At 54.4% G+C, this 17,078-nt stretch carries 12 protein-coding genes, 2 tRNA genes and 1 other RNA gene; 8 read left to right on the top strand and 7 right to left on the bottom strand.

All coding sequences use genetic code 11. The annotated features are described in order from the left end of the window. Positions 1–13 precede the first annotated feature (13 nt). Positions 14–1,417: a YchO/YchP family invasin gene (locus V6944_RS19085; RefSeq protein ID WP_333500111.1), complete on the top strand. Its 1,404-nt coding sequence runs from the start codon at positions 14–16 to the stop codon at positions 1,415–1,417. 9 nt (positions 1,418–1,426) lie between these two features. Here the strand turns inward: V6944_RS19085 and narL are convergent, their stop codons facing one another. Then, positions 1,427–2,077, bottom strand: coding sequence for a two-component system response regulator NarL (gene narL, locus V6944_RS19080; protein WP_065356687.1), 651 nt, complete (start codon positions 2,075–2,077; stop codon positions 1,427–1,429). Continuing rightward, complete coding sequence (gene narX, locus V6944_RS19075; RefSeq protein ID WP_333500098.1) at positions 2,070–3,869, bottom strand: nitrate/nitrite two-component system sensor histidine kinase NarX; 1,800 nt, start codon at positions 3,867–3,869, stop codon at positions 2,070–2,072. Before narX ends, narL begins: the two co-directional genes overlap by 8 nt. 311 nt (positions 3,870–4,180) lie before the next feature. On the opposite strand from narX, the gene V6944_RS19070 reads away from it, so the two are divergent. From V6944_RS19070 to narI, 5 genes are all read left to right on the top strand, one after another. Beyond that, complete coding sequence (locus V6944_RS19070) at positions 4,181–5,572, top strand: NarK family nitrate/nitrite MFS transporter (RefSeq protein ID WP_333500097.1); 1,392 nt, start codon at positions 4,181–4,183, stop codon at positions 5,570–5,572. 393 nt (positions 5,573–5,965) lie between these two features. Then, complete coding sequence (locus tag V6944_RS19065; protein ID WP_333500096.1) at positions 5,966–9,709, top strand: nitrate reductase subunit alpha; 3,744 nt, start codon at positions 5,966–5,968, stop codon at positions 9,707–9,709. After that, positions 9,706–11,244: a nitrate reductase subunit beta gene (narH, locus tag V6944_RS19060; RefSeq protein ID WP_185669723.1), complete on the top strand. Its 1,539-nt coding sequence runs from the start codon at positions 9,706–9,708 to the stop codon at positions 11,242–11,244. The genes V6944_RS19065 and narH overlap by 4 nt, the downstream gene beginning before the upstream one ends. Beyond that, on the top strand, positions 11,241–11,951 hold the full coding sequence (gene narJ / locus V6944_RS19055) for a nitrate reductase molybdenum cofactor assembly chaperone (protein WP_333500095.1): 711 nt from the start codon (positions 11,241–11,243) through the stop codon (positions 11,949–11,951). The genes narH and narJ overlap by 4 nt, the downstream gene beginning before the upstream one ends. Continuing rightward, complete coding sequence (narI, locus tag V6944_RS19050) at positions 11,951–12,628, top strand: respiratory nitrate reductase subunit gamma (RefSeq protein ID WP_333494859.1); 678 nt, start codon at positions 11,951–11,953, stop codon at positions 12,626–12,628. Before narJ ends, narI begins: the two co-directional genes overlap by 1 nt. Positions 12,629–12,853: 225 nt before the next feature. Here narI and V6944_RS19045 read toward each other — a convergent pair. From V6944_RS19045 to V6944_RS19025, 5 genes are all read right to left on the bottom strand, one after another. Next, positions 12,854–12,981: non-coding RNA, RtT sRNA (locus tag V6944_RS19045), on the bottom strand. Between the two features lie 46 nt (positions 12,982–13,027). Next, positions 13,028–13,112 (bottom strand) — tRNA-Tyr (locus tag V6944_RS19040). 139 nt (positions 13,113–13,251) lie between these two features. Beyond that, positions 13,252–13,336, bottom strand: a tRNA-Tyr gene (locus tag V6944_RS19035). A 162-nt stretch (positions 13,337–13,498) separates the two neighbouring features. Next, positions 13,499–14,341, bottom strand: a complete 843-nt coding sequence (gene purU / locus V6944_RS19030) for a formyltetrahydrofolate deformylase (RefSeq protein ID WP_185669725.1) — start codon at positions 14,339–14,341, stop codon at positions 13,499–13,501. 45 nt (positions 14,342–14,386) lie between these two features. After that, complete coding sequence (locus tag V6944_RS19025; RefSeq protein WP_333500094.1) at positions 14,387–14,845, bottom strand: YchJ family protein; 459 nt, start codon at positions 14,843–14,845, stop codon at positions 14,387–14,389. A 111-nt stretch (positions 14,846–14,956) separates the two neighbouring features. Between V6944_RS19025 and rssA the strand changes: the two genes are divergently transcribed. Next, a complete protein-coding gene (gene rssA / locus V6944_RS19020) occupies positions 14,957–15,868 on the top strand; it encodes a patatin-like phospholipase RssA (RefSeq protein WP_333500093.1) in 912 nt (303 codons plus the stop codon). A gap of 91 nt (positions 15,869–15,959) precedes the next feature. Next, positions 15,960–16,973, top strand: coding sequence for a two-component system response regulator RssB (rssB, locus tag V6944_RS19015; RefSeq protein WP_333500092.1), 1,014 nt, complete (start codon positions 15,960–15,962; stop codon positions 16,971–16,973). Positions 16,974–17,078: the final 105 nt, after the last annotated feature.

Genomic DNA, 17,078 nt, shown 5'->3' with positions numbered 1-17,078 from the left:
TGGCTATGAGGTTGTGGTTTTGTCTTTGCGTTTTTACTCGTCATTTTTGGTGTTGTTGGTACTGACCAGCGGTAGCGCGCATGCGCTGACCTCGTTTGTCGAAGAGGCGGAACATCCCTTCGATAATCAGGCCGATAGCCTGCCGGATCTGAGTATCGCCCCGGAAAATCATGACGCAGAGAAACACTTTGCCGAGATGGTGAAGGCCTTCGGCGAAGCCAGCATGACCGACAACGGGTTGGATACCGGCGAGCAGGCGCGGCTATTTGCCATGACGCAGCTGCAGGAAAAGGTTAACGGCCAGATGAACCAGCAGCTCGAAAGCTGGCTATCTCCCTGGGGCAATACCAATATTCAGCTGCTGGTGGACGATCAGGGCAAAATGACCGGCAGCCACGGAAGCTGGTTTGTGCCGCTACAGGACAACGTGCAGTATCTCACCTGGAGCCAGCTTGGCCTGACGCAGCATGACGAAGGGCTGGTGGGCAATCTAGGGCTGGGGCAGCGCTGGGTCGCCGGGCAGTGGCTACTTGGCTACAACACTTTTTATGACAGTCTGCTGGATGCCCATCTCAATCGCGGCGGGCTTGGCGCGGAAGCGTGGGGCGAGAACCTGCGTTTTTCGGCGAACTACTACTATCCACTGCACGGTTGGCGAAACAGCGGCACCACGCTGCAACAGCGCATGGCGCGCGGCTATGACCTGACCGCACAGGCGTGGATCCCGGCTTACAATCACATCAACACCAGCCTCAGCGTCGAGCAGTATTTCGGCGATAGCGTCGATCTGTTTCGTAGCGGCACGGGCTACCGTAACCCGGTCGCGGTCTCACTGGGCCTGAATTACACCCCGGTGCCGTTATTCACCTTCAGTGCCCAGCACAAGCAGGGCGAGAGCGGGGTGAATCAGAATAACCTCGGCATGAAGGTCAACTATCGCTTTGGCGTGCCGCTGAAGAAGCAGCTTGCCGCCGATGAAGTGGCGCAGACCCGAACGCTACGCGGCAGCCGCTACGATGCACCGGAGCGTAACAACCAGCCGGTAATGGCGCTCCGTCAGCGCAAAAGCCTGAGCGTCTATCTCGCCACCCCGCCGTGGGATCTCACGGGCTACGAGACGGTGGCGCTGAAAATTCAGGTTCACGACGAGTATGGGATCAAATCAATCAGTTGGCAGGGCGATACCGAAGCGTTAAGCCTGACGCCGCCAGCCGCGGGCAATAGCACCGATGGCTGGAGCATTATCATGCCGGCCTGGGATCCGACGGAGGGGGCCAGTAATATCTGGCATCTGTCGGTGGTGGTGGAAGATGGTAAGGGGCAGCGCGTCACCTCGAATGAGATAACGCTGGCGTTGACCGAGCCTGTCGTCAGCTTTGCCCCGCAGGGCAATAGCTGGTTGGACATGGCGCCGTAACGGCGATACTCAGAAAATACGTTCCTGGTGCACCCACACGGCGGCTTCGACGCGGGATTTCAGCTTCATTTTCTTCAGCATGTGCTTCACGTGAACCTTCACGGTGCTTTCCGTGATGTCCAGACGGCGGGCAATCATCTTGTTTGGCAGACCCTGGGCAATCAGCTTGAGAATATCGCGCTCGCGCGGGGTTAGCTGGTTGATATCGCGGTCAGAGGTCGCGCGGTTGGCGCGCAGGCTGGCAGCCAGCACCGGCGTTAACGCTTCGCTTAATACCATCTCACCGGCGGCTGCCTGTTGCAGGGCTTTCAGCAGATCTTCCGGCTCCATATCTTTCAACAGATAGCCATCGGCGCCGCGTTTGAGGGCGGTGACCACGTCTTCTTCGTGGTTGGACACGCTGAACACCACCACGCGGCCGGAGAGGGATTTCTCACGCAGCTTGTCGAGGGTTTCCAGACCGTTCATGCCGGGCATATTGAGATCGAGCAGGATCAGATCGGGATCGAGCGCTTCTGCCAGTTCAATACCTTGTTCACCGTTGCTGGCCTCGCCTACGACCTGAATATCTGATGCCATACTGACCAGCTGTTTGACGCCGGTACGCAGCATAGGATGATCGTCAATTAACAGGATAGTAGCCCGTTCCTGATTACTCATGGGTATCTCCTTGGGGAGTAGAAAGCGATTGTTCGGGGACAAACGTAACCACGACTTCGGTGCCGCCGCTTTCACGACGACGAACCTGGCAATCGCCACGCAGGCTTTGTGCGCGGTCACGCATAATAATAAGGCCATAATGGTTGCTGCGTTCGGCGTGCAGCGGGACGCCACAACCGTTGTCGGCCACCACCAGTTTGACCTGGTTGTTTTGTTGGGTAACGCTGACTTTCACTTCTGTCGCCTGCGAGTGCTTAAGCGCGTTGCTTAAGGCTTCGCGGGCAATCTGGAGCAGGTGAATTGCCTGATGCGATGGTACGTAGCGCGGCGGCAGCTGATAGTCGAGCTGTACCGGGAAGCCGAAATGGCTGCTGTACTCCTGACAGCTGGCTTCCAGTGCGGGGCGCAGGCCAGACTCGGTCAGCTTCAGGCGGAAGGTGGTCAGCAGTTCGCGCAGCTGCGCCCATGAGGTGTTGAGTTCATTACGCACCTGGCTCAACAGCTCGCGGCTTTCCGGGGATGACTGCTCTTTTTGCATCATCTGCAGACAGCTAACCTGCATCTTCATACAGGAGAGCGACTGGGCGATGGAGTCGTGAAGCTCACGGGCAATCGTTGAACGTTCTTCCATTACAATTAGCTGCTGCTGGCGCTCCAACTGCTTGTCCAGCGCCAGCGTCGAGGTGATTTGCTCGAGCAGGGTATCAACCAGCTGTTGCTGATCGTGGCTCAGTTCACGTCCGTGCGGTAGCGTCGCCAGCAGGATGCCGTACTGGTTACGCGGGTCGGTCAGCCGCCATTTCAGCGTGATGCCGTCATGGGCTGCGGTATCGACATCGCGTGGGCAGAGGTAACAGCCTCTGTCATCGCACTCCCAGCCGGAATGACAGCTAAATTCCTGATGGTTATCTTCATCTTCGGTATCGTAAACCCGGACTTCAATTTCCCGCAGTGGGGTGAGTTCCTGAAGGCCGTTCAGCACCGGAGAGATACGCTCGCACAGCGGTGCATTGGAGTGCAGGCGGCGATTAGCCTGCCACAGGAAGGAGAGAATGGCGTTTTTCTGCTCCAGCCCGGCGGTTTTCTCCTGCACGCGACGCTCCAGCGAGGCGTAGCTTTCCGCGAGCTCGGCGGACATATTATTCAGCGACATGCCGAGGGTGGCCATTTCGTTGCGGCCGTTGATTTGCGCGCGATGGGTAAAATCGCGGTGGCTGATGGCTTCGGCCATGCGCAGCAGCTGTCGCCACGGGTGCAGCAGCCGTGTGCGCAGCCAGAAGACGGTAAAGATCAGCAGTACCGCCATGAAAAAGGCCAGCAGCCGGTGCATCCACACCACGTGAGAGATACGCTGCTCGGTGGTATGGTCAAAGACGGTGACCAGTTGGTCAATGCGGTTAACAAAACCGGTGAGATCGGCGGCGATATCGTCCGGGTTTTTCGCCTGACTAATATCCGGCGCCAGATGTTTCAGCCAGTACTGCTGAAGCTCGTGAAGCTGAGTTACCTGACCATCGCGCTCGGCGGCGAGCTGCAGTTCCGGGCTGAAGACGGTTTTTTGCATCTCAGCGAACAGCGGTTCGTCGTTCTTATCCACCGGGATCGCGGCCAGTAGACGGTAGCTTTGCATACGCAGCGAACCCGCCTGGTTAATGGCATGCGCGCTACCCTGGACGCCGTTCACCAGGCGTGCGGAAATCATCATACTCGCCACGCCGATGAGGGTGGACAGCAGTACGATGAGGGCCAGTTGATTCACCAGCGTGAGTGGTGTAAAAAAACGTCTAAACATGGTGCGATACGGCTCCTGACGGAAGACTCTCCGGCGAGTGGCGTTATTTTCGACTATCGCCTGGAGTATACCCATACCCCTAAAGAGTTACTCCTTTATTTCCATAATAGCTGAGGTGTCTGGGGTAGAGGGGTACAAGCGTAACAGCCACGTGATAAAACAGGTTTTTTTATCGATAAAAACCTACCCATAAAGGGTGATGATGTTTTTTTAAACAAGATAATGTCAACTTTTCCTTTGATTTATATCAACTTACCGCGCGGTGTAAACCCTAATGTGGCAAGGGTTGATATTAATAATCAGAGGTGTCTATGAGTCACTCCACTGCCCCGGAAAGGGCAACCGGCGCTGTCATTACCGACTGGCGACCGGAAGATCCGGCGTTCTGGCAAGAACGCGGCCATCGCGTTGCAAGCCGGAACCTGTGGATTTCCGTTCCATGTTTACTGCTGGCTTTCTGCGTATGGATGCTGTTCAGCGCAGTTGCTGTCAATTTACCAAAAGTGGGCTTCCAGTTTACAACCGATCAGCTGTTTATGCTGACCGCTCTACCTTCCGTTTCTGGCGCACTGCTGCGCGTACCGTATTCCTTTATGGTACCGCTGGTGGGTGGCCGTCGCTGGACTGCGTTCAGCACCGGGATCCTTATCATTCCTTGCTTATGGCTGGGCTTTGCCGTTCAGGACACCTCCACGCCGTTTAGCACCTTCATCATTATTTCTCTGCTGTGCGGCTTCGCGGGTGCAAACTTCGCGTCCAGCATGGCGAACATCAGCTTCTTCTTCCCGAAAGCGAAGCAGGGCGGCGCGCTCGGCCTGAACGGCGGCCTCGGCAATATGGGCGTGAGCGTGATGCAGCTGGTGGCTCCACTGGCGGTTTCTCTCTCCATCTTCGCCGTATTTGGTAGCCATGGCGTCACGCAGCCGGACGGCAGCGAGCTGTTTCTGGCAAACGCGGCGTGGATCTGGGTACCGTTCCTGGCCATCTTCACCGTAGCAGCCTGGTTTGGCATGAACGAACTGGCTACGTCTAAGGCGTCGCTGAAAGAGCAGCTGCCGGTACTGAAACGTGGTCACCTGTGGATCATGAGCCTGCTGTATCTGGCCACCTTCGGTTCGTTTATCGGCTTCTCCGCCGGTTTTGCGATGCTGTCGAAAACCCAGTTCCCGGAAATTCAGATCCTGCATTATGCCTTCTTCGGTCCGTTTATCGGCGCGCTGGCACGTTCTGCCGGCGGGGCTATTTCCGACCGTCTGGGCGGGACGCGCGTGACGCTGATTAACTTTATCCTGATGGCGGTATTCAGTGCGCTGCTGTTCATGACCCTGCCAACCAACGGTGAAGGCGGTAGCTTCATTGCCTTCTACGTAGTCTTCCTGGCGCTGTTCCTGACGGCCGGGCTGGGTAGCGGTTCCACCTTCCAGATGATTTCCGTTATCTTCCGTAAGCTGACGATGGATCGCGTGAAAGCTGAGGGCGGTTCCGACGAGAAAGCAATGCGTGAAGCGGCTACCGATACGGCGGCAGCGCTGGGCTTTATCTCAGCGATTGGCGCTATTGGCGGCTTCTTTATTCCGAAAGCGTTCGGGACTTCGCTGGATTTAACCGGCTCACCGGCGGGCGCGATGAAAGTATTCCTCGTGTTCTATATCATCTGCGTCGTGGTGACCTGGGTGGTATACGGTCGTAAAGCGAAAAAATAACGACTGACGTTATTTCTGCAATAAAGGCGCGAGGTTTCGCGCCTTTATTTTATCGCCACTTAGTTACAACATACTTTTGCTGTTTTACGTTCTGTTGGCATCGTGCTCGGGTGGCAAAACGTCCAGCAGGAATGGCTCTACCCCTTAATACCGGCAGGGCTAAATTTTACATATTGAAATATGCACTTTTTATAAAAAATCTTTAATTATCAACGTTATAAAAAATAAGAATGTATACCACCTTGGTGGTATGTGGCTTTTTTGCAGCGTTTGTTAAGCAGTGCCGCCTTGATCGTTATCAATTCCCTTCATCTTTCAGCGCGTTAACTTCGCTGCAAATTCAGCAATGTCGATTTATCAGAGAGCCGTGAGGCTCCAAACAGGAGAGACCCGATGAGTAAATTCCTGGACCGGTTTCGCTACTTTAAACAGAAGGGTGAAACATTTGCCGATGGGCACGGACAGATTCTAGATACCAACCGGGATTGGGAAGATGGATACCGCCAGCGCTGGCAGCATGACAAAGTTGTTCGTTCTACGCACGGCGTAAACTGCACTGGCTCCTGCAGCTGGAAAATTTATGTCAAAAACGGTCTGGTCACCTGGGAAACCCAGCAGACTGACTATCCGCGCACCCGTCCTGATCTGCCAAACCACGAACCTCGCGGCTGTCCGCGCGGGGCGAGCTATTCCTGGTACCTCTATAGCGCCAACCGTCTGAAATATCCGCTGATGCGCAAACGCCTGATGAAAATGTGGCGTGAGGCGAAAAAACTGCACAGCGATCCGGTTAATGCCTGGGCATCCATTATTGAAGATGCCGACAAAGCAAAAAGCTTCAAACAAGCGCGTGGTCGCGGCGGCTTCGTTCGCTCCTCCTGGCAGGAAGTGAACGAACTGATTGCGGCGTCCAACGTTTACACCGTGAAAACCTACGGCCCAGACCGTGTAGCAGGCTTCTCGCCGATTCCGGCGATGTCGATGGTCTCCTACGCGTCCGGTGCACGTTATCTCTCCCTGATTGGCGGTACCTGCCTGAGCTTCTACGACTGGTATTGCGACCTGCCGCCTGCCTCTCCGCAGACCTGGGGCGAACAGACCGACGTACCGGAATCCGCTGACTGGTATAACTCCAGCTACATCCTCGCCTGGGGTTCCAACGTTCCGCAGACCCGTACCCCGGACGCGCATTTCTTCACCGAAGTTCGCTATAAAGGCACCAAAACCGTTGCTATCACCCCGGACTACGCTGAAATCGCTAAGCTGTGCGACCTGTGGTTAGCACCGAAACAGGGTACCGATGCAGCCATGGCGCTGGCCATGGGCCACGTGATGCTGCGTGAATTCCACCTCGACAAACCGAGCCAATACTTCACCGACTACGTTCGCCGCTACACCGACTTCCCGATGCTGGTCATGCTGGAAGAGCGCGAAGGTTATTACGCTGCGGGTCGTATGCTGCGTGCTGCTGACCTGGTTGACGCTTTGGGCCAGGAAAATAACCCAGAGTGGAAAACCGTTGCCATCAATACCGATGGCGAGATGGTGGCACCGAATGGTTCTATCGGTTTCCGTTGGGGCGAAAAAGGTAAATGGAACCTTGAGCAACGTGACGGTAAATCCGGTGATGAAACCGAACTGCAACTGAGCCTTCTGGGTAGCCACGATGAGATTGCTCAGGTGGGCTTCCCGTACTTTGGCGGTGAAGGCACTGAGCACTTCACCAGCGTCGAGCTTGAAAATATCCTGCTGCACAAACTGCCGGTGAAACGTCTGCAACTTGCCGACGGCACTACCGCGCTGGTGACCACCGTTTACGACCTGAACATGGCTAACTACGGCCTGGATCGTGGTCTGAACGATGAAAACTGTGCAACCAGCTACGATGATATCAAGGCATATACCCCGGCGTGGGCTGAGAAAATTACCGGTGTTCCACGTGCGCAGATTATTCGTATTGCGCGTGAGTTTGCCGATAACGCCGATAAAACGCACGGTCGTTCAATGATCATCGTCGGTGCCGGTCTTAACCACTGGTATCACCTCGATATGAACTATCGTGGTCTTATCAATATGCTGGTGTTCTGCGGTTGTATCGGTCAGAGCGGCGGCGGTTGGGCCCACTATGTCGGCCAGGAAAAACTGCGTCCGCAGACCGGTTGGCAGCCACTGGCGTTCGGCCTTGACTGGCAGCGTCCAGCGCGTCACATGAACAGTACTTCCTACTTCTATAATCACTCCAGCCAATGGCGTTATGAGTCGGTGACCGCGCAGGAACTGCTGTCACCGATGGCGGATAAATCTCGCTACACCGGTCATCTGCTGGACTTTAACGTCCGCGCAGAACGTATGGGCTGGCTGCCGTCTGCACCGCAGTTAGGCACAAACCCACTGCGTATTGTTGATGATGCGAAGAAAGCCGGGATGGATCCGGTTGATTACACCGTTAAAGCGCTGAAAGAAGGCACTATTCGTTTTGCGGCTGAACAGCCAGAAAACGGTAAAAACCACCCACGTAACCTGTTCATCTGGCGTTCTAACCTGCTGGGCTCTTCCGGTAAAGGTCATGAATACATGCTGAAATACCTGCTGGGTACCGAACACGGTATTCAGGGGATGGATCTGGGCAAGCAGGGCGGTCTGAAACCTGAAGAAGTGGAATGGCAGGACAACGGTCTCGACGGTAAATTGGATCTGGTGGTGACGCTGGACTTCCGTCTGTCGAGCACCTGTCTGTATTCCGATATCGTGCTGCCAACGGCAACATGGTATGAAAAAGACGACATGAATACCTCGGATATGCATCCGTTTATTCACCCGCTGTCTGCTGCTGTCGACCCGGCATGGGAGTCGAAAAGCGACTGGGAAATCTACAAAGGCATCGCGAAGAAATTCTCTGAAGTTTGCGTGGGTCACCTCGGCCAGGAAACGGACATTGTTACGCTGCCAATCCAGCACGACTCTGCGGCCGAACTCGCACAGCCGTTAGACGTGAAGGACTGGAAAAAAGGCGAATGTGACCTGATCCCAGGTAAAACCGCACCGCACATTATCCCGGTTCAACGTGATTATCCGGCAACCTACGAGCGCTTTACCTCCATCGGGCCATTGATGGAAAAAATCGGTAACGGCGGTAAAGGGATTGCCTGGAACACCCAGAGCGAAATGGATCTGCTGCGTAAGCTCAACTACACCAAGGCAGAAGGCCCGGCGAAAGGCCAGCCGATGCTGGATACGGCGATTGATGCTGCCGAAATGATCCTCACCCTGGCGCCGGAAACCAACGGTCAGGTGGCGGTGAAGGCCTGGGCAGCGCTGAGCGAGTTTACCGGTCGTGACCACACGCATCTGGCGCTCAACAAAGAAGACGAAAAAATTCGCTTCCGTGATATTCAGGCGCAGCCGCGCAAGATTATCTCCAGCCCAACCTGGTCCGGTCTGGAAGACGAACACGTCTCTTACAACGCTGGCTATACCAACGTTCACGAGCTGATTCCATGGCGTACGCTGTCTGGTCGTCAGTCCTTGTATCAGGACCACCAGTGGATGCGTGACTTCGGTGAAAGCCTGCTGGTTTACCGCCCACCTATCGACACCCGTTCGGTGAAAGAGGTGATGGGTAAGAAATCAAACGGTAACCCAGAGAAGGCGCTGAACTTCCTGACTCCGCACCAGAAATGGGGTATTCACTCAACCTACAGCGACAACCTGCTGATGCTGACCTTAGGTCGTGGTGGTCCGGTGGTGTGGATGAGCGAAGAAGATGCCAAAGAGATCGGTATCGAAGATAACGACTGGATTGAAGTCTTCAACAACAACGGTGCGCTGACCGCACGTGCAGTTGTGAGTCAGCGTGTACCGGCTGGGATGACCATGATGTACCACGCGCAGGAACGTATTGTTAACCTGCCAGGTTCTGAAATTACCGGTCAACGCGGTGGTATCCATAACTCAGTGACCCGCATCACGCCAAAACCGACCCATATGATCGGCGGCTATGCGCACCTGGCTTATAGCTTTAACTACTACGGTACCGTGGGTTCGAACCGTGATGAGTTTGTGGTGGTACGTAAGATGAAGAACATTGACTGGTTGGACGGCGAAGGCAATGACCAGGTACAGGAGAGCGTAAAATGAAAATTCGTTCACAAGTCGGCATGGTGCTGAATCTCGATAAATGCATCGGCTGTCATACCTGCTCAGTGACCTGTAAAAACGTCTGGACCAGCCGTGAAGGGACCGAGTACGCATGGTTCAACAACGTTGAAACCAAGCCGGGTACCGGTTTCCCGACCGACTGGGAAGACCAGGAGAAATACAAAGGCGGTTGGATCCGTAAAATCAACGGCAAGCTAGTGCCGCGCATGGGTAACAAAGCGCTGCTGCTGGGTAAGATCTTCGCTAACCCGCATCTGCCGGGTCTGGATGATTACTACGAGCCGTTTGATTTTGACTACCAGACGCTGCACAACGCACCGGCCGATAGCAAGGCGCAGCCGATTGCCCGTCCACGCTCGCTGATTACCGGCAAACGCATGGACAAAATCACCAAGGGTCCGAACTGGGAAGACGACCTCGGCGGTGAGTTCGAGAAGCTGTCGAAAGACAAAAACTTCGACAACATGCAGAAGGCGATGTACGGCCAGTTTGAAAACACCTTCATGATGTACCTGCCGCGTCTGTGTGAGCACTGCCTTAACCCGGCATGTGTTGCTACCTGCCCGAGCGGTGCGATTTACAAGCGTGAAGAGGATGGCATCGTACTGATTGACCAGGACAAGTGCCGCGGCTGGCGTATGTGTATCACCGGCTGCCCGTACAAAAAAATCTACTTCAACTGGAAGAGCGGCAAGTCTGAAAAATGTATCTTCTGCTACCCGCGTATTGAAGCAGGTCAGCCGACTGTGTGTTCAGAAACCTGTGTAGGCCGTATTCGTTACCTCGGCGTGCTGTTGTATGACGCGGATGCGATTGAAACTGCTGCGAGCACCGAGAACGAGAAAGATCTGTATCAGCGTCAGCTGGACGTGTTCCTCGATCCGAACGATCCGAAAGTGATTGAGCAAGCGCAGAAAGACGGTATTCCGCTGAGCGTGATTGACGCAGCCCAGAAATCGCCGGTTTATAAAATGGCGATGGACTGGAAACTGGCGCTGCCGTTGCACCCTGAATACCGTACGCTGCCGATGGTCTGGTACGTGCCGCCGCTGTCACCAATTCAGTCCGCAGCCGATGCGGGTGAACTGGGCAGCAACGGCATCCTGCCGGACGTCGAAAGTCTGCGTATCCCGGTTCAGTACCTGGCGAACCTGCTGACCGCAGGTGACACTCAGCCGGTGGTGCTGGCGCTGAAACGTATGCTGGCGATGCGTCACTTCAAACGTACGGAAACCGTCGATGGCGTTATCGATACCCGTGCGCTGGAAGAGGTGGGTCTGACCGAAGCACAGGCGCAGGAAATGTACCGCTATCTGGCGATTGCTAACTACGAAGATCGCTTTGTGGTGCCAAGCAGTCACCGTGAACAAGCACGCGAAGCGTTCCCAGAGAAAAACGGTTGTGGCTTTAGCTTCGGCGATGGCTGTCACGGTTCTGACACCAAGTTCAACCTGTTCAACAGCCGCCGTATCGATTCTGTGGACGTGAGCAGCAAAACGGAGCCGCACGCATGATTGAACTCGTGGTGATTTCACGTCTCCTTGAGTACCCGGATGCTGCCTTATGGCAGCATCAAGGCGAACTCTTTGACGTTCTGTCTGAATCAGAAAAACTGGAACCCGCAGATGCTCAGGCCCTGGGCATCTTCCTGCGCGATTTAACCGCGCAGGATCTGCTGGATGCTCAGGCTGCCTACAGTGAACTGTTTGACCGTGGTCGCGCGACGTCGCTGCTGTTGTTCGAACATGTTCACGGCGAATCCCGTGACCGTGGGCAGGCGATGGTCGATCTGCTGAATCAGTACGAGCAGCATGGTCTGCTCCTCGACAGCCGTGAGTTGCCGGACCACCTGCCGCTGTATCTGGAATATCTGGCGCAGCTGCCAGAGAGCGAAGCGATTGGCGGCTTGCAGGACATTGCGCCGATTATGGCGCTGCTCTGCGCGCGCCTGCAGCAGCGTGAGAGCCGTTACGCGGTGCTGTTTGAACAACTGCTGAAGCTGGCTAACAGCGCGGTGGATGAAACGAAAGTGGCGGAAAAAATTGCGGACGAAGCCCGTGATGATACGCCACAGGCGCTGGATGCGGTGTGGGAAGAAGAGCAGGTGAAATTCTTTGCCGACCAGGGCTGCGGTGATTCAGAAATTAGCCATCACCAGCGTCGTTTTGCCGGAGCCGTGGCCCCGCAATATTTGAATATCTCTAACGGAGGACAACAATAATGCACTTCCTGAATATGTTCTTCTTTGACATTTATCCGTACATCGCGGGTTCTGTCTTCCTGATTGGCAGTTGGCTGCGCTATGACTACGGTCAGTACACCTGGCGTGCCGCTTCCAGCCAGATGCTGGATCGCAAAGGGATGAACCTGGCATCGAACCTGTTCCATATCGGGATTTTGGGTGTATTTGCCGGTCACTTCCTGGGGATGCTGACTCCGCACTGGATGTATGAAGCGTGGCTGCCGCTGGAAGTGAAACAGAAGATGGCGATGTTTGGCGGTGGTGCGGCAGGCTTGATGTGTCTGGTCGGCGGCGTGCTGCTGCTTAAACGTCGTCTGTTCAGCCCACGCGTGCGTGCCACAACGACGGGGGCTGATATTCTGGTGCTGTCCGTTCTGGTTATCCAGTGTGCGCTGGGCCTGCTGACGATTCCGTTCTCTGCGCAGCATATGGACGGTAGCGAGATGATGAAACTGGTGGGTTGGGCTCAGTCCGTAGTGACCTTCCACGGTGGCGCTTCCGCCCATCTGGACGGCGTAGCGTTTATCTACCGTATGCACCTGGTGCTGGGGATGACGCTGTTCCTGCTGTTCCCATTCTCGCGCCTGGTACACATCTGGAGCGTGCCGGTCGAGTATCTGACCCGCAAGTATCAGATTGTTCGTGCGCGTCATTAATACGGTTCTATGATGCTCTAAACCCCGCTTCGGCGGGGTTTTTTGTTTGTGCGGCCTGTTTCCCCGGCGGCGCTGCGCTGGCCGGGCTACAAATGCGTTGATGTTCTTGTAGCCCGGCCAAGCGCAGCGCCGCCGGGATATATATGGCAGAGAGAAAAATAGGTTCAGAAAATTAGAAGAGATAACTAAGAGGGATTTTAATATTAGATGAGGTACTAGAGAAGATGGTGGTGGGGGAAGGATGACTCGGCTGCACCTCGCCCTTCGGGTCGTTGCCTGCGGCAACGCTTTCTCGCTGGCGCTCGAATCGAACCTTAGTCGAAGCTTCTCATCCTTCCCCGCATGGGTAGAATATAGAATTTCAGTGTTTTGATTTAGTGGGATGCTATCAGGAAGTGATGGTGGTGGGGGAAGGATTCGAACCTTCGAAGTCGATGACGGCAGATTTACAGTCTGCTCCCTTTGGCCGCTCGGGAACCCCACCAGGGGCAATTCAAATTGTAGGTAAAGCTTGAAGATGGTGGTGGGGGAAGGATTATTCGTCGCTTCGCTCCTCACCCTTCCCCGATAAGTGCAAACATCTGCATTGCTCACCGAGGTAACTACATCGCTGTAGTAAATAATGGTGGTGGGGGAAGGATTCGAACCTTCGAAGTCGATGACGGCAGATTTACAGTCTGCTCCCTTTGGCCGCTCGGGAACCCCACCACGGGGTAAAGCTTGGTTTTACTGGCCTGCTTCCTTCTGGGGAAGCGGGGCGCATCATACCAAATGACGCGCCGCTGTAAAGCATTCGTTTACCGAAAATGAACTGTTTGCGTGCTTTTTGTCCGTAACGGATTAAAGCTAATCAATTCATTTCGCTAGCGATTAAAGAATAATCGTTCGGTTGCCGTAAACGAAGACGCGCTGCGCTAATACCTGGTACAGCGCACGGCTGAGAACGTTTTTCTCCACGTCGCGACCGGCACGCATCATATCTTCCGCCGTGTAGGTGTGATCGACGTGAATCACGTCCTGCATAATGATTGGACCTTCGTCCAGATTATCGTTCACGTAGTGCGCCGTAGCACCAACAATCTTCACGCCGCGCTCGTAGGCCTGATGGTACGGACGCGCGCCGATAAACGCCGGCAGGAACGAGTGGTGGATGTTGATAATCTTGTTTGGGAAGCGAGAAACGAATTCAGGCGTCAGCACGCGCATATATTTCGCCAGCACCACGTAGTCCGGCTGGTGCGCTTCAATGGCATCCGCCATCAGTTTATCGTGCTCTTCACGCGCCAGCCCTTCGTGGCTGACCAGCTCGAAGGGAATACCGAAACGCTCAACCAGCGAACGCAGCGTGTCGTGGTTGCCGATCACGGCGGCGATATCGACGTCCAGGCCGCCATAGTTGGCCTTCATCAGCAGATCGCCAAGGCAGTGGGCCTCTTTGGTCACCAGAATCACGATGCGACGGCGACCGGCTGGATTTAATTCGCGAACGGAGCCTTCCGGCAGCGCGCTGTCTAAGTCTGCCAGCAGGGTGGAATCGTTGAAGATCCCTTCCAGCTCGGTACGCATAAAGAAGCGTCCGGTGCGGTGATCGACGAATTCGTTGTTCTGCACGATATTCAACTCGTGCTTGTAGCAGATGTTGGTGATGCGCGCGATAAGCCCTTTTTGGTCAGGGCAGATGGTGCGAAGAACTTTACGTTGAATGGAATGCATTGCCGGGTAAATCCTGTTGATGATGTTTGCGAAGCTGTTCCGGGCTTATTGCCCGCAGCATTTTTTAAATTTTTTACCTGAACCACAAGGGCAGGGATCATTTCTGCCAATTAATGGACGGGTGCCATCAATATAGTACCACTGGCCGTTTTCTTTTAAGAATCGTGAACGCTCAATGATGGCGCCATTCTTGTTATTTTCATGAAAACGGGCCACGAAGCTGACAAAACCTTCATCAGGTGTACGGCCTGGCTCGGTCGCGAAGACGGTCAGCCCCAACCATTCGGTCTGACCAAATCCGTTCTGGATGTCGTCGCGGAAGGTTCCAGCCTGGCAGGAGGGATGCCAGGTTTTCACCAGGTAATCAGCATCCCGCTTAACAAAGGCAGTGTAGCGCGAGCGCATCAGCAGTGACGGCTCGGCAGCACATTCGTTACCGGACAGATAACGCTGGCAACATAAGCTATACTCGAGAGCGCTGCCACAAGGGCACAGTTCAGACAAAGACAACTCCTGAATCGATAATTAACGGCGTTTTAACGCCCGATAGCACTATGTTAACCGAGCGCTGGCTTTGATGCCACGCTATCAGCAAGAGGATGTTCATCGCTCGCAATGAGAAAAATTAAAATTGGCTTGGCATTAGGCTCAGGAGCTGCGCGAGGCTGGTCACATATTGGGGTCATTAAAGCGCTACAGAAGATGGGCATCGAGATTGATATTGTCGCGGGGTGTTCCATCGGTTCACTGGTCGGGGCGGCGTATGCCAGCAACCGGCTGACTCAACTGGAAGAGTGGGTCTGTTCATTCAGCTACTGGGACGTACTGCGTCTGATGGATCTCTCCTGGCGGCGCGGCGGGCTTTTACGTGGCGAACGGGTGTTTAATCAGTATCGGCAGATTATGCCGAATGAAGTGATTGAACAATGTGAGAGGCGCTTTGCGGCGGTAGCAACTAATCTGAGTACCGGGCGTGAATTGTGGTTTACCGAAGGCGACCTGCATATGGCGGTGCGCGCCTCATGCAGTATCCCTGGATTGATGGCACCAGTACTACACAACGGCTACTGGCTGGTTGACGGCGCGGTGGTTAATCCGGTTCCTGTTTCGCTGACCCGTGCGCTAGGGGCAGATATTGTGATAGCGGTCGATTTGCAACATGACGCACACCTTATGCAGCAGGATCTCCTGTCCGTTAATATTCAGCCCGATGAAGAGATGAATGAATCAGCAGATGAGCTATCATGGCATGAGCGACTGCGTGTCCGGCTCGGCCGTGCCGCTGCGCGTCGTTCGGTGGTAACGCCGACGGCGATGGAAATCATGACGACCTCAATCCAGGTCCTGGAAAACAGGCTTAAGCGAAACCGCATGGCAGGTGACCCGCCGGATATTTTATTACAGCCGTTTTGCCCCCAGATCTCGACACTGGATTTTCATCGAGCCTCATCTGCAATAGCCGCGGGTCAACAAGCGGTTGAAAAAAAGACAGATGAGCTTTTGCCTTTGGTGCAGAGTTCGACTTAAGGCATTTTTTTCGACTACTTCAGCAAATTCTGACAGGCGATTATCACAATAGCATGCCACTATTTAATTATCGTCGGGCAGGGGAGATATCATGACGCAGCCGTTGGCGGGAAAACAGATTTTAATAGTCGAAGACGAACCCGTTTTCCGCTCACTTATGGATTCATGGCTTTCGTCACTGGGTGCGAAAACGCGAGTGGCGCAGGACGGCGTCGACGCTCTGGCACAGATGGCGCTGCAAAAACCTGATCTGATGATCTGCGATCTCGCGATGCCCCGCATGAACGGACTGCAGCTGGTGGAGCACGTACGCAACGCCGGAGAACAGATTCCTATCCTGATTATCTCCGCCACTGAAAATATGGCTGATATTGCTAAAGCGCTGCGCCTTGGCGTGCAGGATGTCTTATTAAAGCCGGTGAAAGATCTTAACCGGCTGCGGGAAACGGTACTGGCCTGTCTTTATCCCAATATGTTTAATTCCCGGGTTGAAGAAGAAGAGCGGTTATTTGAAGACTGGGATGCGCTGGTTAACAATCCTGCGGCTGCCGCGAAGCTCCTACAGGAGCTTCAGCCGCCAGTGCAGCAGGTTATTTCGCAGTGTCGTATAAATTATCGCCAATTAATGGCGGTGGATGCGCCGGGGTTGGTTCTGGATATTGCGCCACTATCGGAACACGATTTGGCATTTTATTGTCTGGATGTCACCCGGGCAGGTGATAATGGCGTATTGGCGGCGTTATTACTTCGCGTGCTTTTTAATGGTCTGCTTCAGGAGCAGCTTTCCCACCAGGGGCAACGACTCCCTGAATTGGGCAGTTTGTTAAAGCAGGTCAATCAACTTCTGCGCCAGGCAAATCTTCCAGGCCAGTTCCCACTATTGGTCGGCTATTACCATAGCGGATTAAAAAATCTTATCCTCGTGTCCGCCGGTTTGAATGGAACCTTAAATACCGGTGAGCATCAAATACAAATAAGCAACGGCGTTCCTCTGGGAACGTTAGGAACGGCCTATCTCAATCAAATAAGTCAGCGCTGTACCTCATGGCAGTGCCAGATTTGGGGAAATGGCGGCCGTTTACGTTTAATGTTGTCTGCGGAATGAGCAAACGCATTTTTTTACAGGGATAGCTTTAACAGCTTATCTGCCGTAGTGATACTATCTGGCAAATTGATGTGGATATACTCGTCACGCTTCAGCGTGCAGGTG

It is taken from the genome of Kluyvera sp. CHPC 1.2972, from assembly GCF_036759925.1.
Classification (GTDB): domain Bacteria; phylum Pseudomonadota; class Gammaproteobacteria; order Enterobacterales; family Enterobacteriaceae; genus Kluyvera.
This window is presented reverse-complemented; position numbering and strand designations above follow the sequence as displayed.